This is a genomic window from Streptomyces sp. NPDC005878, from assembly GCF_040629815.1.
Taxonomy (GTDB): domain Bacteria; phylum Actinomycetota; class Actinomycetes; order Streptomycetales; family Streptomycetaceae; genus Streptomyces.
This window is the reverse complement of record NZ_JBEXWK010000027.1, coordinates 37,754-56,291: the sequence shown is the minus strand read 5'-3', so window position 1 is coordinate 56,291 and position 18,538 is coordinate 37,754. Positions and strand designations below refer to the sequence as shown.

Here is an 18,538-nt window from a genome sequence, read left to right as displayed (position 1 = left end):
GATCTGATGTACCGTCAGATCCATGGCAGCCACCGCCCGCGCCCCCCGCCCCGTAGCCGTCGTCGGTGTCGCCCTCTCCGACACCGGGCGCGTCGACGGCGTCACCCCGTACGCCCTGCACGCCCAGGCCGCCCGTCGGGCGCTCGCCGACTCCGGGCTGGAGCGCGGGGTCGTCGACGGGTTCGGGTCCGCCGGTCTCGGGGTGCTCGCGCCGGTCGAGGTCGCCGAGTACCTGGGGCTCAGGCCGACCTGGGTCGACTCCACCTCGGTCGGCGGCGCCACCTGGGAGGTGATGGCCGCCCACGCCGTGGACGCCATCGCCGCCGGGCACGCCAACGCCGTCCTCCTCGTCTACGGCTCCACCGCCCGCGCCGACATCCGGGCCGGGCGACGGACCTCGAACCTGTCCTTCGGCGGGCGCGGGCCCCTCCAGTTCGAGGTGCCCTACGGCCACACGCTCGTCGCGAAGTACGCCATGGCCGCCCGTCGCCACATGCACCAGTACGGCACCACCCTGGAACAGCTCGCCGAGGTCGCCGTGCAGGCGCGCGCCAACGCCGCCACCAACCCCGACGCGATGTTCCGCGACCCGATCACCGTCGACGACGTCCTGGCGGGGCCGATGATCGCCGACCCCTTCACCAAGCTGCACTGCTGCATCCGCTCCGACGGCGGTTGCGCGGTGCTGCTCGCGGCGGCGGAGTACGTCCCCGACACCGTCAAGCCGCCCGTCTGGGTGCTGGGTTCGGGCACGGCCGTCTCGCACACCACCATGTCCGAGTGGGAGGACTTCACGGTCTCCCCGGCCGCCGTCTCCGGCCGGACCGCCTTCGAGCGCGCCGGAGTGCGCCCCGCCGACATCGACCTCGCGGAGATCTACGACGCCTTCACGTACATGACCCTCGTCACCCTCGAAGACCTCGGGTTCTGCGCGAAGGGGGAAGGGGGCGCGTTCGTGGAGAAGGGGCGCCTGCTCACCGGGGGCGCGCTGCCCGTCAACACCGACGGCGGCGGGCTCTCCGCCTGCCATCCCGGGATGCGGGGGCTGTTCCTCCTGGTCGAGGCCGTACGGCAACTGCGCGGCGAGGCGGGGCCGGGGCAGGTCCGCAGGGCCGACGGCACGCTGCCCGAGCTGGCCGTCGCCTCGGGCACGGGGGGCTGGTTCTGCTCTTCGGGGACGGTGGTGCTGGGGCGCGAGCGGGGGTGAAATTCCGTGGCGACGCCGGTTGGGGCCGTCCCACAATCACCCCATGACCACCACCCCCGCCCCCTTCCTCACCACCGATCGCCTCCTCCTGCGCCCCTTCGCCGACACCCCCGCCGACCTCGACCTCGTCGTCGAGCTGGACAGCGACCCCGAGGTCATGCGGTACATCACCGGGGGCCGCCCCATGCGCCGCGAGGAGATCCGCGCCGAGTCGTTCGCGCGGATGCTGCCCGGGGGCTTCTGGGCGACGCATCTGCGCGACACGGGCGAGTTCATCGGCTGGCACTGCCTGCGCCCCGGCCCCGACGCGCCCGCGGACCAGGCGGACCTCGGGTACCGGCTGCGGCGGGCGGCCTGGGGGAAGGGGTACGCACGCGAGGGCGCGCTCGCCCTCATCGAGAAGGGGTTCGCAGAGCTGGGATACACGCGGATCACCGCCAACACCATGTACGTGAACGGCCGCTCGCGGCGGGTGATGGAGCGGTGCGGCCTCACGTACGTACGGACGTACTTCGAGGAGTGGCCCTACTCCGTCGAGGGGGACGAGCACGGGGACGTCGAGTACGCCCTGACGCGGGAGGAGTGGCTCGCGGCGCGGGGCGGGGCCGGGGGCGCGGTCCCGGGGGCCGTCTGAGCGGCGGGGCGCGCCGGGAAGCGCCGGGAAGCGCCGGGAAGCGCCGGGCGACAATCGGCGCATGGAATTCCAGGAGTACCTGCACACCCTGCGCGTCTGGGACACCGAGCTGCCGCACTTCGCTCCCGGGGACGCGCCCGAGGAGCCCGTCACGCTCTTCCAGGAGTGGCTGACGCACGCCGGCCGCGCCGGGCAGGCCGAACCGCACACGATGTCGCTCGCGACCGTGGACGGGGAGGGGCGGCCGGACGTACGGACCGTGATGCTGCACGGGGCGGATACGGCGGGGTGGTCGTTCGGGTCGCACGCCGGCAGCGCCAAGGGGCGGCAGCTGGCCGGCTGCCCGTCGGCGGCGCTCGGGTTCTACTGGCCCGCGGTGGGGCGGCAGGTGCGGGTGCGGGGGACGGTGACCCCGGCCGGGGCCGAGGCGAGCCGGGCCGATCTCCACGCCCGGTCCACCGGGGCGCTGGCGGCGGCGCTGGTGGGGCGCCAGAGCGAGGTGCTGCCGTCCCTGGAGGAGCTGGCGGACGCCTCGGAACGGGCCTGGGCCCGCGCGGCGGCCGCACCGGACACGGTGGTGCCGAGCTGGACGCTGTACGTCCTCGACCCCGTGGAGGTGGAGTTCTTCCAGGGGGACGCTTCGCGGCGGCATGTGCGGTTGCGGTACTCGCGGGGGCGGGCGGGGGGTGCTTGGGGGCGGGAGTTGCTCTGGCCGTAGGGGGTGCGGGGGTGCGGGGTTCGCTTTGTCTGCGGGCCGGTGACGGGTTGCTCGCGCAGTTCCCCGCGCCCCTTGCGGGGTCCGGCGCGGCCCGGGACGCTCACCGATCCCCTCCCGGGGTGCCTGCTTCGTCTGCGGGTGAGCGGGGGCCGACCGCGCAGTTGCCCGCGCCCCTAGGGGGGCCCGGCGCAGCCTTGACGTCCGGCCCGGGGCGTTGCCCTGAAGGGGCGCGGGGAACTGCGCGACCGAGCCACCACGGCCCGCAGCCGACATCCGGCCCGATAAGGGGCGCGGGGAACTGCGCGACCAGCCCACCACCGGCCCGCAGACAAAGCCCAGGCCCTAAAGGGGCGCGGGGAACTGCGCGAGCAACCCACCACCGGCCCACAGACAAAGTCCAGGCCCTCAAGGGGCGCGGGGAACTGCGCGACCGGCCCACCACCGGCCCACAGACAAAGTCCAGGCCCTCAAGGGGCGCGGGGAACTGCGCGAGCAACCCACCACCGGCCCGCAGACAAAGTCAGCCCGCACACCTCATCCCTCCGGGCGGAACACCGGCACCGCCACCCCGTCGCCCTCCCGGAACCCCACCCGTAACCGCATCCCCACCCGCAGCGCGGCACCCCCCACCACCTCCGTCATCATGCGCGGGCCCTCCTCCAGCGTCACCACCGCCGCCGTGTACGGGACCCGGTCCCCGAAAGGGGGCAGGTCGTTGCGGTGGACCACCGACCACGTGTACAGCGTGGCCCGGCCGCTCGCCCGTTCCCACGTCACGTCCTCGCTCCAGCAGTACGGGCAGAACTCGCGCGGGTAGTGGTGCGCCCGCCCGCACCCCCCGCAGCGGCGGATCAGCAGGTGCCCTGCCGCCGCCGCGTCCCAGTACGCGCGCGTGAACGCGTCCGTCTCCGGCGTCGCGCTCATCAGAACCACCCCAGCGCGTGGTCCAGGGACCACGTCTGCCACGACACCGCGAACAGCGCCACCAGCGAGATCAGGGCCATCATCGCGTTCTGCCCCTGCTCGGCCCAGTCGTGGATCATCAGGACCAGGTAGAGCAGGTTGAGGAGCAGGCCGCCGACCAGCGCCACCGGGGTGAGCAGGCCCGCCACCAGGCCGAGGCCCAGGGCCAGTTCGGCGTAGACCACCACGTACGCCATCGTCCGGGGCCGGGGCTTCACCACGAGCGCGAAGCCGCTGCGGACCGCCTCCCAGCGGTGCTTCGCCGCCACGTCCGCCGCCCAGGCGATGCCCGTGCCGCGCTCGAACCAGCCCTTCTTGTCCTTGTGGCGCCAGCTCTCCAGCCACCACAGGCCGAGGCCGATCCGCAGGACGGCCACCCACTCGGCGCCACTGAGCCAGATCGAGTCCATCCGCAGCCCCTTCCCCGCACACGCCGTCCGTCATCTGACGGTACGTCAGTTCAGCGGACCGGGGCGTCCCGCGCAAGGACTCCCGTCCCCGCGCACTCCGGAGCGTGATCGTTTCGTAACCGATTCAGGTCTTGACCGAGACCCATCAAAGACCCGCGTCGTTACGCTCGGTTCCCATGGCCACCAACGACCCCACCCGCCCCGTCTACGTCATCGGCGCCGGCCCCGGCGGACTCGCCGTCGCCGCCGCGCTGCGCGGCCGGGGCGTACGGGCCGTCGTGCTGGAGAAGGCCGACGCCGTGGGGGACTCCTGGCGCCACCACTACGACCGGCTGCGGCTGCACACCACCCGGCGGCTGTCCGCGCTGCCGGGGCTCGCGATGCCCCGCTCGTTCGGTCGCTGGGTCGCCCGGGCCGACGTCGTGCGGTACCTGGAGAAGTACGCCGAGGTCCATGAGCTGGAGATCGTCACCGGCGTCGAGGTGTCCCGGATCGAGCGCGCCGAGGACGGCGGCTGGCTGCTGCACGCCACCGGCGGGCGGCGGCTGACCGGCCGGGCGGTCGTGGTGGCGACCGGGTACAACCACACGCCGTACGTGCCCGAGTGGCCCGGCGCCGACACGTACACCGGCACCCTGCTGCACGCCGGTCAGTACCGGAACCCCGCGCCGTACGCCGGCCGGGACGTGCTCGTGGTGGGCGCCGGGAACACCGGTGCGGAGATCGCCGTCGACCTCGCCGAGGGTGGCGCCGGGCGGGTGCGGCTCGCCGTGCGCACCGCGCCGCACATCCTGCGCCGCTCCACCGCCGGCTGGCCCGCCCAGGCCTCCGGCATCCTGGTGCGGCGGCTGCCGGTCCCGCTGGTGGACCGGGCGGCCGGGGCGCTGGCCCGGCTCAGCGTGCCCGACCTGACCGCGAAGGGGCTGCCCCGGCCGGAGAAGGGCCTCTACGCGCGCGTGCGCGAAGGCGCCATCCCCGTACAGGACGTGGGGCTGATCGCGGCCGTGCGGGCGGGGCGGGTCGAACCGGTGGCGGCGGTCGAGTCGTTCGAGGGCGCCAAGGTCGTCCTGGCCGACGGCAGCCGGGTCTCGCCCGAGGCGGTCGTGGCGGCCACCGGCTACCGGCGGGCCCTGGAGGGCCTGGTCGGCCACCTCGGCGTGCTGGACGAGCGGGGCCGGCCGACCGTCCACGGCGGCCGTGCGGCGCCCGGCGCCCCCGGCCTCCACTTCACCGGGTTCACCAACCCCATCAGCGGCATGCTCCGCGAGCTGGGCATCGACGCCGGCAGGATCGCCAAGGCGGTCGCGCGCTCCTGACGACGGCGCCCGGCCCTCGGCACTCGGCCCTCGGCTCGCGCCCCCGCGACGGCACCCGCGTACGCCGTAGTTGGCGCAATGGTGACGGGTAGGCGCCCTACGGGCGGGTACGGAAAACGTACTCGGCCGGACCTCCCGCGCGCCCAGGAGCCTTCGGTGAGCATGTGCCCGCACGGAGGTTCCTGACTGGTCGTCAGGTCTGTAATCTGACTGTGCGTCAGTTACCAGCCAGTTGCGTCACGGCAGATGCGCACGTGCCATGTTGGCCATCGACCAGGAGCGGGCGGAACGATGCTTGGATCGACTCACGGCACCCTCACGACCGACCTCCGCGCCCGGGTGGTGGCCTGCGGCGAGCAGCCCCGGCCCGGCACCGTCCACGGCACCGCCGCAGCCGAGGGCGACCTGGACGTCAGCGGCCGGCCCCTGTACGCGCCCGTGCCCGACCTCGACCGGTTCTTCCGGCCCGAGTCGCTGGCCGTCGTCGGCGCCTCCGACGCCGAGGGCCGCCCCAACACGGGGATCACCCGCCAGCTGATCGCCTGGGCCGAGCGCGTGGGCGCCCGCGTCCACCCGGTGCACCCGACCCGCGACTCCGTCTTCGGCCTGCCCTGCGCCCCGTCCGTCGCCGGGCTGCCGGAACAGGTGGATCTGGCCGTCCTGCTGGTGGGCGACCCGCTTCCGCTGATCGACGAACTGGCCGAGGCCAAGGTGAAGTTCGCCGTCGCGTTCGCGTCCGGCTTCGCCGAGACCGGCGAGGAGGGCGCCGCCGCCCAGGAGCGCCTGCGCGCCGCCGTGCGGCGCTCCGGGATGCGCCTGCTCGGCCCCAACACCAACCTCAACGCCTTCGAGCGCTTCCGGGACGACCTGGAGGGGCCCGCGATCGCCCTGATCACCCAGTCCGGCCACCAGGGCCGCCCGCTGTTCGCGATGCAGGAGCTCGGGGTGCGCCTCTCCCACTGGGCGCCCACCGGCAACGAGGCCGATCTGGAGTGCGCCGACTTCCTCGCGTACTTCGCGGAGCGCCCCGAGGTCGGAGCCATCGCCTGCTATCTGGAGGGGCTCAAGGACGGCCGCTCCTTCCTGCTCGCCGCCGACCGGGCGGCGCGGGCGCGGGTGCCGGTGGTGGCGGTCAAGGTCGGCCGCACCGAGACCGGGGCGCGCACCGCCGCCTCCCACACCGGCAAGCTGACCGGCGCCGACCAGGTGGTGGACGCGGCGATGCGGCAGTACGGCGTGATCCGCGTCGACGGGCTCGACGAGCTCCAGGACACCTCGGCCCTGCTGGCGCGGGCCCGTCCGCCGGTCGCCGAGGGGGTCGTCGTCTACTCGATCTCGGGCGGCACCGGCGCCCACTTCGCGGACCTGGCGACGGCCGCCGGACTCACCCTGCCCACGCTCTCCGAGGCCAAGCAGGCCGAGCTCCACACCTGGATACCGCCGTACCTGAACGTGGCCAACCCGGTCGACAACGGCGGCCACCCGGTGGGCGACTGGCGCGGCCGGAAGATCATCGACGCGCTCCTGGACGACCCGTCGGTGGGCGTGCTGATCTGCCCCATCACCGGGCCGTTCCCGCCGATGAGCGACCGGCTCGCCCGGGACCTGGTGGAGGCGGCGGAGCACACCGACAAGCTGGTGTGCGTGGTGTGGGGCTCGCCGGTGGGCACCGAGGCCGCCTACCGCGAGACGCTGCTCGGCTCCTCGCGGGTCGCCACCTTCCGTACGTTCGGCAACTGCGTGGGCGCCGTCCGCGCCTACCTCTCCCACCACCGGTTCACCTCCTCCTACCGCTCCCCCTTCGACGAGGCGCCGCGCGTCCCCTCGCCCTCCTTCCGCAAGGCCCAGGCCCTGATGCGGCCGGGCCACCAGCTGAGCGAGCACGCCGCCAAGCAGCTGCTGCGGGCGTACGGGATCCGGGTGCCGCGCGAGCAGCTGGTGACCAGCGCGGCGGCGGCCGTGCGGGCGGCGGGCCAGGTCGGCTACCCGGTGGTGATGAAGGCCTCCGGCACCCGCCTCGCCCACAAGACCGAACTCGGCCTGGTGAAGGTCGGGCTGACCTCGGCCAGCCAGGTGCGCGACGCCTACCGCGAGCTCACCGACATCGCCCGGTACGAGGGGGTGGAGCTGGACGGGGTGCTGGTGTGCCAGATGGTCGCCCGGGGGGTCGAGATGGTCGTCGGCGTCACCCACGACGCGCTCTTCGGGCCGACCGTGACCGTGGGCCTGGGCGGCGTCCTGGTGGAGGTCCTGGGCGACGCGGCCGTGCGCGTACCCCCCTTCGGCGAGGAGCAGGCCCGCGCGATGCTCGGCGAGCTGCGCGGCCGGGCGCTCCTCGACGGCATACGCGGCGGGCCGCCGGTCGACGTGGACGCGCTGGTGGAGGTGGTGCTGCGGGTGCAGCGGATGGCCCTGGAGCTCGGCGGGGACCTCGCGGAGCTGGACATCAACCCGCTGATGGTCCTGCCGCGCGGGCAGGGGGCGGTGGCGCTGGACGCGCTGGTGGTGTGCTCATGAGCGGCGAGGACGCCCGCCCGCTCACCGAGACCGTCCGCCACACCACCGACGGCGGCGTCTCCTGGATCACGCTCGACCGGCCCGAGGCGATGAACGCCGTGACCTGGGAGCAGCGGGAGCGGATCATCGCGCTGCTCGGCGAGGCGAGCGCCGACCCGGCCGTACGGGCCGTCGTGCTCACCGCCACCGGCAAGGGCTTCTGCGCGGGCGCCGACCTGCGGGGCGCGGTGGTGTCCGGCGAGCGGGTCGCCGGGGACGTGGCCCGCACCATCCGCCTCGGCGCCCAGCGGCTGGTGGGGGCCGTGCTCGACTGCGAGAAGCCGGTGATCGCCGCCGTCAACGGCACGGCGGCCGGGATCGGCGCGCATCTGGCGTTCGCCTGCGACCTGGTACTGGCGGCGGAGTCGGCCCGCTTCATCGAGGTGTTCGTCCGGCGCGGCCTGGTCCCGGACGGCGGGGGCGCGTATCTGCTGCCCCGGCTGGTGGGGCCGCAGCGCGCCAAGGAGCTGATGTTCTTCGGGGACGCGGTGGCGGCTGCGGACGCCGAGCGGCTCGGCCTGGTCAACCGGGTGGTGCCGGATGACGATCTGCCCGCCCTGGCCCGGCAGTGGGCCCAGCGGCTCGCGGCCGGCCCGACCCGCTCGCTGGCGCTGGCGAAACAGCTGGTCAACGCCTCCCTGGACGGCGACCGCAGCAGTGCCTTCGCCGCCGAGGCGGCCGCCCAGGAGATCAACATGACCACCCGGGACGCCCAGGAGGGCGTGGCGAGCTTCGTGGAGCGCCGGACGCCGAAGTACCGGGGTCTGTGAGGGTTCCCATCTGACGACCCGTCAGGTTCAATGAGGGCGTGATGGGACACGAAGGGATGGCGGCGACCGTCGTCCGATACCTGCGGTCCGTCGGCGCGGTGGCCACGGCCCCCGCCGAGCCCGTCGAGGCCCTGCCCCGGCCCGACTTACGGGCGGTACGCGACGACGAGCGGCTGCCGTTCGACCCCGCCGAGTTCCGGGGCGTGCTGGGCCACTTCGCCACCGGCGTCACGGTCGTCACCGCCCGCGACGAGAGCGGCCCGACCGGCTTCGCCTGCCAGTCCTTCGCCTCGCTCTCCCTCGACCCGCCGCTGGTCGCCTTCATGGTCGGCCGTACGTCGACGACCTGGCCGCGCATCGCCCGCGCGGGCACCTTCTGCGTGAACATCCTGGGCGCCGCACAGGGCCCGCTGTGCCGGGCGTTCGCGGTGAGCGGCGCCGACAAGTTCGCGGGCGTGGACTTCGACGCGGCCCCCGTGACCGGCTCCCCGCGCCTGGCGGGCGTACCGGCCTGGGTGGACTGCCGCATCCAGAACGTGCACACCGGCGGCGACCACCTGATCGTGGTGGGCCGCGTGGAGGCGCTCGGCGGGACGGCGGAGGGCGAGCCGCTGCTGTTCCACCGGGGCCGGTTCGGGCGCTTCACCGCCTGAGCGCCCGTCTTCGAGGGCGGAGCCCCGTACGGGCGCCTGTCTTCGAGGGCGGAGCCCCCGTACGCACGCCCCGCGCACTCACCAGCTCTGCTCGGCCACCCGGCCGCCGCTGCGGGTCTCGATCCGCAGCTTGCCCTTGTCCCCGTACGCCTCGTGGCGCCAGGCGGCGAACACCTCGGCGATCCGGCGGCCCTCGAAGTCGTCGGCGCCGGACGGGATGAAGTTCACGGTCACGAGCGCCTTGACCGAGTCGCCCTCCTGCCGGAGCCGGGCGGCCACCAGGAAGGGCCACATGCCGTCGTCGGCCTTGGTGAGGTGCTGGGCGTAGTAGTCGGTGAACTCCTGGGTCATGTCGAACCACCCGGCGGGCAGACAGGGCGGGGCGGTGCCCTCGGTGGGCGGCCCGGCGTCACCGGCGTCGTCGTCGGTGGTCTCGTCCGTGGGAGGTTCCGGGGCGCCGGTGTCCTCGTCCGTGGGGGGCTCGGCGCTGCCGGAGGTCTCGTCGGTGGTGTCGTCCGTGGACGGCTGTGCGGATCCGGCACCGTCGCCGGTCGTCGTGTCCTCGGTCGTCCCGTCGGCGGCGGGGCCCGACGTTCCGCCCGACGCGTCCTGCGACGTCTCGTCCACACCCCCGCCCGGCGACGTGTCCTGCGTCGTCTCGTCCGGCGGGCACGGCTGCTTCTCGGCGGCGAGCGACGGCCGCGACGAGGGCCGCCCCTCGCCCGCCGCGCTCCCCGCCCTCTCGGTCCCGCATCCGGCCAGTACGGCGCAGAGCAGCCCCGCCACCACCACGCCCGGCCTGTTCCTCGGCTTCATCCGGCCCCCCTCCCCCAGGGAGAGGGGATCACGCGTCCGCCGGTTCCGCCGACGGCGTGGCGGCGGCGCCGGATCCGGTGCGGCGGATCACCAGGGCCATCAGCGCGGCCACCGCGCACAGCGTGCCCGAGCCGTACCAGACCATGTCGTACGAGCCGAAGGCGTCACGCGCGAGACCGCCGAGGAAGGCGACGACGGCCGCGCCCACCTGGTGCGAGGCGAGCACCCAGCCGAAGACGATGGCGCTGTCCTCGCCGTAGTGCTCGCGGCACAGCGCGAGGGTGGGCGGGACGGTGGCGACCCAGTCCAGACCGTAGAAGACGATGAAGAACAGCATCGGCGGGTGGATGGAGGGCGCGAGCAGCATCGGCAGGAACAGCAGCGAGATGCCGCGCAGCGCGTAGTACGTGGCGAGCAGCCGGCGCGACTCGAAGCGGTCGGTGAGCCAGCCCGAGAAGATCGTGCCGGCCACGTCGAAGACGCCGATGACCGCGAGCAGCCCGGCCGCCGCCGTCACCGGCATGCCGTGGTCGTGCGCGGCGGGCACGAAGTGCGTCTGGACGAGGCCGTTGGTGGAGGCGCCGCAGATCGCGAAGGTGCCGGCGAGCAGCCAGAACGGGCCGGTGCGCACGGCCGAGAGCAGCACCTTCACCGCGCGCCCCGCGGCGCCCGGCACGGGGGCGGGCTTCTCCACGTACGTGTCCGAGCCGTACGGGGCGAGTCCCGAGTCCGCCGGGTGGTCGCGCAGCAGCAGCCACACGAACGGCACCACCGCGAGCGCGGCGAGCGCGACCGTGACGGCGGCCGGACGCCACCCGTGGTGCTCGACCAGCCACGACAGGACCGGCAGGAAGATCAGCTGCCCGGAGGCGGACGCGGCGGTGAGGATGCCGGTGACCAGGCCGCGCCGGGCGGTGAACCAGCGGTTGGTGACGGTCGCGGCGAACGCCAGCGCCATCGACCCGCTGCCCAGCCCCACGAGCAGACCCCAGCAGAGCATCAGCTGCCACGCGGCGTCCATGAAGACGGTGAGCCCGGCGCCGGTGGCGATCACGGTCAGCGCCGCGGCCACGACCCGGCGGATGCCGAACCGGTCCATCAGCGCGGCGGCGAAGGGCGCGGTGAGCCCGTACAGCGCGAGGTTCACCGAGACCGCCGCCCCGATCGTGCCGCGCGACCAGCCGAACTCCTCGTGCAGCGGGTCGATGAGCAGCCCGGGAAGCGACCGGAAGGCGGCCGCGCCGATGATCGTCACGAAGGTGACGGCGGCGACGAACCAGGCACGGTGGATACGGCGGCCGGGCCCGGGCCGCGGGGAGGGGGCCGTCTGAGCGCCGGGGGCGACGGCATCGGTTGTCTGGGACATGGCCACAGCCTGGCGTGGCGGTCCGGTCCGTACGAGTGGCTGGGTAGCCATGGTTCGCAGGGATCGGGCCACGTAGACTCGGCGCCATGCCCCCGGCCGCCCCCCACCGCGTCGTCGTCCTCGCCCTCGACGGCATCCTCCCGTTCGAGCTCGGCATCCCCCAGCGGATCTTCGGGCTGGCGCGGAGCGCGGGCGGGGAGCGCGGGCCGCTGTACTCCGTCACCACCTGCTCGGTGCGCGCGCCCGGCCCCGTGCGGACCGACGCCGACTTCGCCGTGCTGGTGGAGAACGGACCCGAGGCGCTGGCGCACGCGGACACCGTGGTCGTGCCCGCCTCGCACGAGCTGGGGCCGGTGTACGAGGAGGGCGTGCTCACCGACGAGCTCGCGCGCGCCTTCGCCCACGTACGGCCCGGTACGCGCATGGTCTCCATCTGCACCGGCGCTTACGTCCTGGCCGCCGCCGGGTACCTCGACGGGCGGCCCGCCACCACCCACTGGCGGCACGCCGAGCACTTCCAGCACCTCTTCCCGTCCGTCGCCGTCGACCCGGACGTGCTGTTCATCGACGACGGGGACGTGCTGACCTCGGCCGGGGTCGCCTCCGGGATCGACCTGTGCCTGCACCTGGTGCGGCGCGACCACGGATCGGCGGTCGCCAACGACGTGGCCCGGCGGACCGTGGTGCCGCCGCACCGGGAGGGCGGGCAGGCCCAGTACATCGAGCGGCCGCTGCCGCAGCCCCAGGTGGCGACGACCACCGGCGCCCGCGCCTGGGCGCTCGGCCGCCTCGACGAGCCGATCCAGCTGCGGGACATGGCGGAGCAGGAGGCGATGTCGGTACGGACGTTCACGCGCCGGTTCCGTGAGGAGACGGGGATGAGCCCCGGCCAGTGGCTCACCCAGCAGCGCGTCGAGCGGGCCCGGTACCTGCTGGAGTCGAGCGACCTGTCCGTGGACCGGATAGCGCGGGCCGCCGGGTTCGGCACGGCGACCTCGCTGCGCCAGCACCTCCAGGCCGCGCTCGGTGTCCCGCCGACCGTCTACCGGCGCACCTTCCGCGCCGCCGGCCGCGACCGTGTGGAGGGCTGAGCGCCGGCCCGGCCCCGGACCGTCCTCCGTACGGGACCGCACCGGTTCTTCCCGCGCACGTCCCGCCGGACGGCTCAGAAGGTCAGCACCCCGCGCGCCACCCTCCCCTGCCGCGCGTCCTCCACCGCCTTGGCGAAGTCCTCCACCGGGTACGTCTCGGTCACCAGCTCGTCGAGGAGCAGAGCGCCCGTGCGGTACAGCTCGGCGTAGCGGGGGATGTCGTACTGGGGGCGTGAACTGCCGTACCGGCAGCCGAGGATGGACTTGTCCAGGAACATCGCGGCGGGCGCGAACGCCGCCTCCGCCGTCGGCGCGGGCATCCCGAGCAGGACCGCCTGGCCGTGCCGGTCGAGCAGGTCGACGGCCTGGCGGACGAGCCCGACGTGGCCGACGCACTCGAAGACGTGGTCGGCGCCCGTTTCCAGGATCTCCCGTACACCGTCCACCGAGGTCAGGAAGTGGGTGGCGCCGAACCGCCGCGCGGCGGCCTCCTTCGCCGGGTTGCTGTCGACGGCGACGACCGTGCGCGCGCCCGCGATCCGGGCACCCTGGAGGACGTTGAGGCCGATGCCGCCGGTGCCGATGACGACGACGGTGTCGCCCCGGTCCACGCGGGCGCGGTTCAGTACGGCGCCGACGCCGGTCAGGACCGCGCAGCCGATGAGGGCCGCGGAGGCGAGCGGCAGGTCGGCGGGGATCCCGACCGCCTGGACGGCCTTGACCACCGTGCGTTCGGCGAAGGCGGAGTTGGCGGCGAACTGGTGGACCGGCGCGCCGCCGCGCGAGAACGGCCGCCCCGGACGCCCGATCGCCCGGCGGCACATGGTGGGTCGCCCCCGGTCGCAGTCGGCGCACGCCCCGCAGTTGGCGAGAGTGGAGAGCGCCACGTGGTCGCCCGGGGCGACATGGGCGACCCCGTCCCCGACGGCCTCGACGACGCCCGCGCCCTCGTGGCCGAGCACCACGGGCACGGGGAAGGGGATCGTCCCGTCGATGACGGAGAGGTCGGAGTGGCACAGGCCCGCCGCGGCGATCGCCACCCGGACCTCGCCGGGCCCCGGGTCGCGTACCTCCAGGTCGTCGACCACCCGCGCGTGCGTACCGTCGAACAGGACACCTCTCACTGGCCCCGTGCCTCCTTCGGCAGGCCGAGCACGCGCTCGGCGATGATGGTGCGCTGGATCTCGTCCGAGCCGCCGTAGACGGTGTCGGCGCGGGAGAAGAGGAACAGCCGCTGGGGCGCGTCGAGCCGGTACGGCTCCCGCTCGCTCCACTCGTCCGGCCCGACCGTGGCGGCCGCGCCCCGTACGGCCAGGGCGAGTTCGCCCAGCCGCTGGTGCCAGCCGCCCCACAGGAGCTTGGCGACGCTGGGGGCGGCGGGGTCTAAGCCGCCCAGGGTGCGCAGGGCGTTCCAGCGCATGGTGCGCAGCTCGGCCCAGAGTCGGACGATCCGGTCCCGCAGAAGCGGATCGTCCGCCGACCCCCCTTCGGCCGCCTGCCGTACGACCTCCGCCAGCTCCTCCGCGAACCCGATCTGCTGGGCGAGGGTGGAGACCCCGCGCTCGGCGGCGAGCAGGTCCATGGCGACGCGCCAGCCGTTGCCCTCGCCGCCGACGAGGTGGCCGGGCTGGGCGCGGGCGCCGTCGAAGAAGACCTCGTTGAACTCGCTGGTCCCCGTCAGCTGCCGGATCGGCCGGACCTCGACGCGGCCGGCCGGCTGATCCATGGGGACGAGGAGGAAGGAGAGGCCGTGGTGGCGGTGCGAGCCGGGTTCGGTACGGGCCAGCACGAAGCACCAGTCGGCCTCGTGGGCGTGCGAGGTCCAGATCTTCTGTCCGGTGACGCGGTACGTGCCCGCCGGGTCGCCCGGGTCGCGTACGGCGGTGGTGCGCACGGCCGCGAGGTCCGATCCGGCGCCGGGCTCGCTGTAGCCCTGGCACCAGATCTCCTCCCCGCGCGCGACGGACGGCAGGAAGCGGTCCCGCTGGGCGGGGGTGCCGTGGGCGAGGAGGGTGGGGGCGAGGAGGTTCTCCCCGATGTGGCCGAGGCGGGGCGGGGTGCCGGGGTGCCGGGCGTACTCCTCGGCCCAGACGACCTGCTGCGTGAGCGTCGCCGCCCGGTTCCCGTACGGCGTGTCCCCCCACCCGAGCCCGATCCACCCCCCGGCACCGAGCTCGCGCTCCCACTGCCGGGGGGTGCCGCGGGGCGGGTGTGTGGTGAGCCAGGTGCGGGCGGTGTGGCGGAAGGCTTCGTCGGCGGGGGTGTAGCCGAAGTCCATGGGGTCTCTTCTCTGCCCGGTCTTTGTCTGCGGCTGGTGGTGCCTTGCTCGCGCGGTTCCCCGCGCCCCTAATTGCCCGGCCGTGGCCCGCGGCCGGCGCGTGGCTCGCTCGCGCAGTTCCCCACGCCCCCAACCCCGCTTTCGTCCGCGGACCGTGGAGGCTCGCTCGCGCAGTTCCCCGCGCCCCCAAACCCCCTTTCGTCCGCGGACCGTGGACGGTTGCTCGCGCAGTTCCCCGCGCCCCCAACCCCGCTTTCGTCCGCGGACCGTGGACGGTTGCTCGCGCAGTTCCTCGTGCCCCCAAACCCCCCTTCGTCTGCGGACCGTGGAGGCTTGCTCGCGCAGTTCCCCGCGCCCCCAAACCCCCCCTTTCGTCTGCGGACCGTGGAGGCTTGCTCGCGCAGTTCCCCGCGCCCCCAAACCCCCCCTTCGTCTGCGGACCGTGGTGGGCCGGTCGCGCCGTTCCTCGTGCCCCCAAACCCCCGCCGTGGTGGGCTGGTCGTGCGGTGCCTCGTGCTCCTTGGCGGGGCGGGGCCGAGCCCGGGTTTCCGGGGGCGATGGAGTACCTCAGGGGCGCGGGGAACTGCGCGATCAGCCACCCACCACCCGCAGACCGGCACGAAACCGCACCCGTGGCCGAGGCCAACTCCCCGGCCGCCACCCAGTACCCCAGGGGCGCGGGGAACTGCGCGACCAGCCACCCACCACCCGCAGACCGGCACGAAACCTTCTCCCCCACCACGGCCCCGCCCCCACGCCCCCCCGGGAGGAACCCTCACGCGTTGGGGCGGGCCCCGGACCCCGCCGCCCGCCCCATCTCCCCCACCCGCTCCAGCAACGGCATCGGATCCACCCCCACACCCCCCGGCAGGAACTCCGCGATCCGCTCCGGAGTCCACCCGCCCCCGGCGACGTACCCCGCCCGCAGCTCCCTCGGCTGCGCCCACACCGCGATCTTCGGTCCGGCCACCGTGTACACCTGCCCGGTGACCCCCGCCTCGCGGGCCCGGTCGCTGAGGAGGTACACCACGAACGCCGCCACGTCCTCCGGCTCGCCGATCTCCGTCAGCTCCATGGGCACGTTGGCGGACATCCGGGTCCGCGCCACGGGCGCGACGGCGTTGGCGGTGACGCCGTACTTGTGCAGACCGAGCGCCGCGCTGCGGACCAGGGAGATCACTCCGCCCTTGGCCGCGCTGTAGTTGGCCTGCGCCACACTGCCCTGGTGGTTGCCGCTGGTGAAGCCGATCAGCGTGCCGGTGCCCTGCCGGCGCATCACCGCCGAGGCCGCCCGGAACACGGTGAAGGTGCCCTTGAGGTGGGTGGCCACCACCGGGTCCCACTCCTCCTCCGTCATGTTGAAGAGCATGCGCTCACGCAGGATGCCCGCCACGCACACCACCCCGTCCACCCGGCCCCACCGGGTGAGCGCGGTGTCGACGATCCGCCGGCCGCCCTCCATGGTCGAGATGTCGTCGGCGACGGCCACCGCCTCGCCGCCCGCCGCCTCGATCTCCTTGACCACCGCGTCCGCGATCTCGCTGCTGGGCGAGGCGCCGTCGATGGAGACGCCGTAGTCGTTGACGACGACTCTGGCGCCCTGCGCCGCCGCCGCGAGCGCCACCGCGCGGCCGATACCGCGCCCCGCGCCGGTCACGGCGACCACTTTGCCTGCCAAGAAGTTCCCCACGCCGGCCCCTTCCCGCGGTTTCTGACGGACCGTTAGATTTTAGGGCCCGGCAGGCACCGGAAGACAAGACCCAGGGAGGGCCCACATGTCCGCGACGTCCGCCGCGTCCCCCGCGTCCGCGCTGCCGCCCGAGTTCCACGAGATCGCCAAGCGCGTGAACAACTGGGGGCGTTGGGGCCGCGACGACGAGATCGGGACGCTCAACCTCGTCACCGACGAGGTGGTGCGGGAGGCCGCCGCCACCGTCCGCACCGGCCGCCGCGTCCCGCTCGCACTCCCTCTGGAGCAGAACGGCGTCCAGACCGGTCTGATCCCCGGCCGGGTCAACCCGCTGCACACCATGGTGCAGATCAACCAGGAGATCTTCGGCCCGGGCACGGTCGCCACCAGCGACGACACCGTGACGTTCGGACTCCAGGCGGCCACCCACTGGGACGCACTGACCCATGTCTCGCACTCCGGCCGCATCTACAACGGCCGCCCCGCCACCACCATCACCGCGCACGGCGGCGCCGAGTTCAGCGGCATCGACAAGCCGCGCCACCTCGTGTCGCGCGGCGTCCTGCTGGACGTGGCGCGCGTCCACGGCGTGGACCGGCTGCCCGGTGGGCACGCGGTCACCCCGGAGGACCTGTCGGCCGCCGAGGAGCTGGGCCGGGTCACCGTCCGCGGGGGCGACATCGTGCTCGTACGGACGGGGCAGGTGCAGCTCTGCCTCGCCGGCGACAGGCACGGGTACGGCTTTCCCTCGCCGGGCCTGTCGCTGCGTACGCCGGAGTGGTTCCACGCGCGCGACGTCGCGGCCGTCGCCAACGACACCCTGACCTTCGAGATCTTCCCGCCGGAGATCGAGGACCTGTGGCTCGGGGTGCACGCGCTCGACTTGGTCGAGATGGGGATGCTCCAGGGCCAGAACTGGAATCTGGAGGAGTTGTCCACAGCCTGTGCGCAGGAGCGGCGGTACGCGTTCTGGCTGTCGGCGATGCCCGAGCCGTTCGTGGGGGCCACCGGGACTCCGGTCGCACCGGTCGCCGTGCTGTAGCGCTGTCGCCGTGGCGCCATCGCCGTAGCGCCGTTGCGCCGTTGCCGTGGCGCCATCGCCGTAGTGCCGTTGCCGTGGCGCCGCGCCGGGGCGTACGAGGAGTCCGCGCCCCGGGCCTGTCCCCCTGTCACGGGTGGCGGCGCGTCATGCGCACCCCGAGCACGGCACGGCGGCCGCCACCCGGCCACGGCGTGCTCGCCCTGCTCCCGTTGCCCTGAAGGAGCCTTGCCCTGGGCCCACGCCGGGCCACGACCCGCACTCGCCGAGGAGAACCAGGACCGGCCCAGGACGGACCAGGGGCCGGTCCGCGCCCTCGGCGTCCCCTCGCGACGAATCGCTCATCCAAGGGTGATCAGACCGCCACGGCGCGTCAACACCTAGTGAAAGCTTTGCCCTTTACGCCCGATTTGTGACAGCGCACGACGGCTCATACGCGCCCGGCTCGAACGCCCCGCCCGTACGCTCCGGCGCGCCCCCGTCGCAGCAGCGGTCCACCTCGCACCAGATCGACTTGCCCGCGCCCTCGGCCTGCCAGCCCCAGCGGTCGGCGAGGCCGTCGACCAGCTCCAGGCCCCGGCCGTTGGTGTCGTCCCCGTCCGCGTGGCGCGGCCTGGGAGCGCACGCGCTGCTGTCGGCCACCTCGACCCGGACCGTGCCGCCGTCGTCCGGCCCGTCGACGGGACCGAAGAGCATCCGCAGCACGGCCGGACAGCCGGTGTGCACCACCGCGTTGGTCACGAGCTCGGAGATCAGCAGGATCAGGGTCTCGGCGAGCGGCTCGTCGAGCCGTATCCCGCACCCGGCCAGCCGCGAGCGGGCCCATCTGCGAGCGCGTCCCACCTCGGCGGGGTCGGCTCCGACCTCCAACTGAACCTGAAGCACCTGCACCGCTCACACCATCCGAACCGGCGGACACATCGCCTCGCGCCTCGACAAGCTCACGGAACGTGATTTCCTTACGAGACAGCATGGTTGACGTACAGTCACCGCAACAAGCGCTTCAGGCATATTCCAGCGCGAAGGAGTAC

General features: G+C 74.1%; 17 protein-coding genes. 9 read left to right on the top strand and 8 right to left on the bottom strand.

Annotation, left to right across the window (positions count from 1 at the left end; all coding sequences use genetic code 11):
• The first annotated feature begins 22 nt into the window (after positions 1–22).
• From ABZ404_RS30235 to ABZ404_RS30225, 3 genes are all read left to right on the top strand, one after another.
• Complete coding sequence (locus ABZ404_RS30235; protein WP_358832766.1) at positions 23–1,207, top strand: acetyl-CoA acetyltransferase; 1,185 nt, start codon at positions 23–25, stop codon at positions 1,205–1,207.
• Positions 1,208–1,250: 43 nt separating this feature from the next.
• Positions 1,251–1,841 (top strand): GNAT family N-acetyltransferase, encoded by a 591-nt coding sequence (locus ABZ404_RS30230; protein WP_358832765.1) that lies wholly within the window; start codon positions 1,251–1,253, stop codon positions 1,839–1,841.
• 61 nt (positions 1,842–1,902) lie between these two features.
• The gene (locus ABZ404_RS30225; RefSeq protein WP_358832764.1) at positions 1,903–2,559 is read left to right on the top strand and encodes a pyridoxal 5'-phosphate synthase; all 657 of its coding nucleotides are present in this window, start codon (positions 1,903–1,905) and stop codon (positions 2,557–2,559) included.
• A gap of 534 nt (positions 2,560–3,093) precedes the next feature.
• On the opposite strand, the gene ABZ404_RS30220 is transcribed toward ABZ404_RS30225, so the two are convergent.
• Entirely contained in the window at positions 3,094–3,483 is a 390-nt protein-coding gene (locus ABZ404_RS30220) for an OB-fold domain-containing protein (protein WP_358832763.1), read from the bottom strand.
• Positions 3,483–3,932: a DoxX family protein gene (locus tag ABZ404_RS30215; RefSeq protein WP_358832762.1), complete on the bottom strand. Its 450-nt coding sequence runs from the start codon at positions 3,930–3,932 to the stop codon at positions 3,483–3,485. Before ABZ404_RS30215 ends, ABZ404_RS30220 begins: the two co-directional genes overlap by 1 nt.
• A 176-nt stretch (positions 3,933–4,108) precedes the next feature.
• Between ABZ404_RS30215 and ABZ404_RS30210 the strand changes: the two genes are divergently transcribed.
• From ABZ404_RS30210 to ABZ404_RS30195, 4 genes are all read left to right on the top strand, one after another.
• Entirely contained in the window at positions 4,109–5,248 is a 1,140-nt protein-coding gene (locus ABZ404_RS30210; RefSeq protein WP_358832761.1) for an NAD(P)/FAD-dependent oxidoreductase, read from the top strand.
• Between the two features lie 291 nt (positions 5,249–5,539).
• Positions 5,540–7,765 carry an acetate--CoA ligase family protein gene (locus ABZ404_RS30205; RefSeq protein WP_358832760.1) on the top strand — a complete coding sequence of 742 codons (2,226 nt, stop codon included), beginning with the start codon at positions 5,540–5,542 and terminating at the stop codon, positions 7,763–7,765.
• Positions 7,762–8,574, top strand: a complete 813-nt coding sequence (locus tag ABZ404_RS30200) for an enoyl-CoA hydratase-related protein (protein ID WP_358832759.1) — start codon at positions 7,762–7,764, stop codon at positions 8,572–8,574. Before ABZ404_RS30205 ends, ABZ404_RS30200 begins: the two co-directional genes overlap by 4 nt.
• Positions 8,575–8,630: 56 nt before the next feature.
• Positions 8,631–9,227 carry a flavin reductase family protein gene (locus ABZ404_RS30195; protein ID WP_358832787.1) on the top strand — a complete coding sequence of 199 codons (597 nt, stop codon included), beginning with the start codon at positions 8,631–8,633 and terminating at the stop codon, positions 9,225–9,227.
• A gap of 78 nt (positions 9,228–9,305) precedes the next feature.
• Here ABZ404_RS30195 and ABZ404_RS30190 read toward each other — a convergent pair whose 3' ends face one another.
• Together ABZ404_RS30190 and ABZ404_RS30185 are read right to left on the bottom strand one after the other, a co-directional pair.
• Entirely contained in the window at positions 9,306–10,043 is a 738-nt protein-coding gene (locus ABZ404_RS30190; RefSeq protein WP_358832758.1) for a hypothetical protein, read from the bottom strand.
• 28 nt (positions 10,044–10,071) lie between these two features.
• The gene (locus tag ABZ404_RS30185) at positions 10,072–11,409 is read right to left on the bottom strand and encodes an MFS transporter (protein ID WP_358832757.1); all 1,338 of its coding nucleotides are present in this window, start codon (positions 11,407–11,409) and stop codon (positions 10,072–10,074) included.
• Between the two features lie 86 nt (positions 11,410–11,495).
• Between ABZ404_RS30185 and ABZ404_RS30180 the strand changes: the two genes are divergently transcribed.
• Positions 11,496–12,500: a helix-turn-helix domain-containing protein gene (locus tag ABZ404_RS30180; protein ID WP_358832756.1), complete on the top strand. Its 1,005-nt coding sequence runs from the start codon at positions 11,496–11,498 to the stop codon at positions 12,498–12,500.
• Positions 12,501–12,574: 74 nt separating this feature from the next.
• Here the strand turns inward: ABZ404_RS30180 and ABZ404_RS30175 are convergent, their stop codons facing one another.
• The 3 genes from ABZ404_RS30175 to ABZ404_RS30165 all read right to left on the bottom strand — a co-directional run bounded on the left by ABZ404_RS30175 (position 12,575) and on the right by ABZ404_RS30165 (position 16,468).
• Entirely contained in the window at positions 12,575–13,624 is a 1,050-nt protein-coding gene (locus tag ABZ404_RS30175) for a Zn-dependent alcohol dehydrogenase (RefSeq protein ID WP_358832755.1), read from the bottom strand.
• Complete coding sequence (locus tag ABZ404_RS30170) at positions 13,621–14,778, bottom strand: acyl-CoA dehydrogenase family protein (RefSeq protein ID WP_358832754.1); 1,158 nt, start codon at positions 14,776–14,778, stop codon at positions 13,621–13,623. The genes ABZ404_RS30175 and ABZ404_RS30170 overlap by 4 nt, the downstream gene beginning before the upstream one ends.
• A gap of 775 nt (positions 14,779–15,553) precedes the next feature.
• Positions 15,554–16,468 carry an SDR family oxidoreductase gene (locus ABZ404_RS30165; protein ID WP_358837529.1) on the bottom strand — a complete coding sequence of 305 codons (915 nt, stop codon included), beginning with the start codon at positions 16,466–16,468 and terminating at the stop codon, positions 15,554–15,556.
• An 85-nt stretch (positions 16,469–16,553) separates the two neighbouring features.
• Here ABZ404_RS30165 and ABZ404_RS30160 point away from each other — a divergent pair, with 85 nt between their 5' ends.
• Positions 16,554–17,510 carry a cyclase family protein gene (locus tag ABZ404_RS30160; protein WP_358837528.1) on the top strand — a complete coding sequence of 319 codons (957 nt, stop codon included), beginning with the start codon at positions 16,554–16,556 and terminating at the stop codon, positions 17,508–17,510.
• Between the two features lie 396 nt (positions 17,511–17,906).
• On the opposite strand, the gene ABZ404_RS30155 is transcribed toward ABZ404_RS30160, so the two are convergent.
• Positions 17,907–18,398 (bottom strand): ATP-binding protein, encoded by a 492-nt coding sequence (locus tag ABZ404_RS30155; protein WP_358837527.1) that lies wholly within the window; start codon positions 18,396–18,398, stop codon positions 17,907–17,909.
• Positions 18,399–18,538 lie beyond the last annotated feature (140 nt).

Bases quoted from the DNA above. Each gene is read 5' to 3' on its own strand.
- ABZ404_RS30190 (WP_358832758.1), bottom strand. From the start codon at position 10,043: ATGAAGCCGAGGAACAGGCCGGGCGTGGTGGTGGCGGGGCTGCTCTGC.
- ABZ404_RS30210 (WP_358832761.1), top strand. From the start codon at position 4,109: ATGGCCACCAACGACCCCACCCGCCCCGTCTACGTCATCGGCGCCGGC.
- ABZ404_RS30180 (WP_358832756.1), top strand. From the start codon at position 11,496: ATGCCCCCGGCCGCCCCCCACCGCGTCGTCGTCCTCGCCCTCGACGGC.
- ABZ404_RS30185 (WP_358832757.1), bottom strand. From the start codon at position 11,409: ATGTCCCAGACAACCGATGCCGTCGCCCCCGGCGCTCAGACGGCCCCC.
- ABZ404_RS30170 (WP_358832754.1), bottom strand. From the start codon at position 14,778: ATGGACTTCGGCTACACCCCCGCCGACGAAGCCTTCCGCCACACCGCC.
- ABZ404_RS30215 (WP_358832762.1), bottom strand. From the start codon at position 3,932: ATGGACTCGATCTGGCTCAGTGGCGCCGAGTGGGTGGCCGTCCTGCGG.
- ABZ404_RS30220 (WP_358832763.1), bottom strand. From the start codon at position 3,483: ATGAGCGCGACGCCGGAGACGGACGCGTTCACGCGCGCGTACTGGGAC.
- ABZ404_RS30235 (WP_358832766.1), top strand. From the start codon at position 23: ATGGCAGCCACCGCCCGCGCCCCCCGCCCCGTAGCCGTCGTCGGTGTC.
- ABZ404_RS30225 (WP_358832764.1), top strand. From the start codon at position 1,903: ATGGAATTCCAGGAGTACCTGCACACCCTGCGCGTCTGGGACACCGAG.
- ABZ404_RS30230 (WP_358832765.1), top strand. From the start codon at position 1,251: ATGACCACCACCCCCGCCCCCTTCCTCACCACCGATCGCCTCCTCCTG.
- ABZ404_RS30205 (WP_358832760.1), top strand. From the start codon at position 5,540: ATGCTTGGATCGACTCACGGCACCCTCACGACCGACCTCCGCGCCCGG.
- ABZ404_RS30160 (WP_358837528.1), top strand. From the start codon at position 16,554: ATGTCCGCGACGTCCGCCGCGTCCCCCGCGTCCGCGCTGCCGCCCGAG.
- ABZ404_RS30195 (WP_358832787.1), top strand. From the start codon at position 8,631: ATGGCGGCGACCGTCGTCCGATACCTGCGGTCCGTCGGCGCGGTGGCC.
- ABZ404_RS30200 (WP_358832759.1), top strand. From the start codon at position 7,762: ATGAGCGGCGAGGACGCCCGCCCGCTCACCGAGACCGTCCGCCACACC.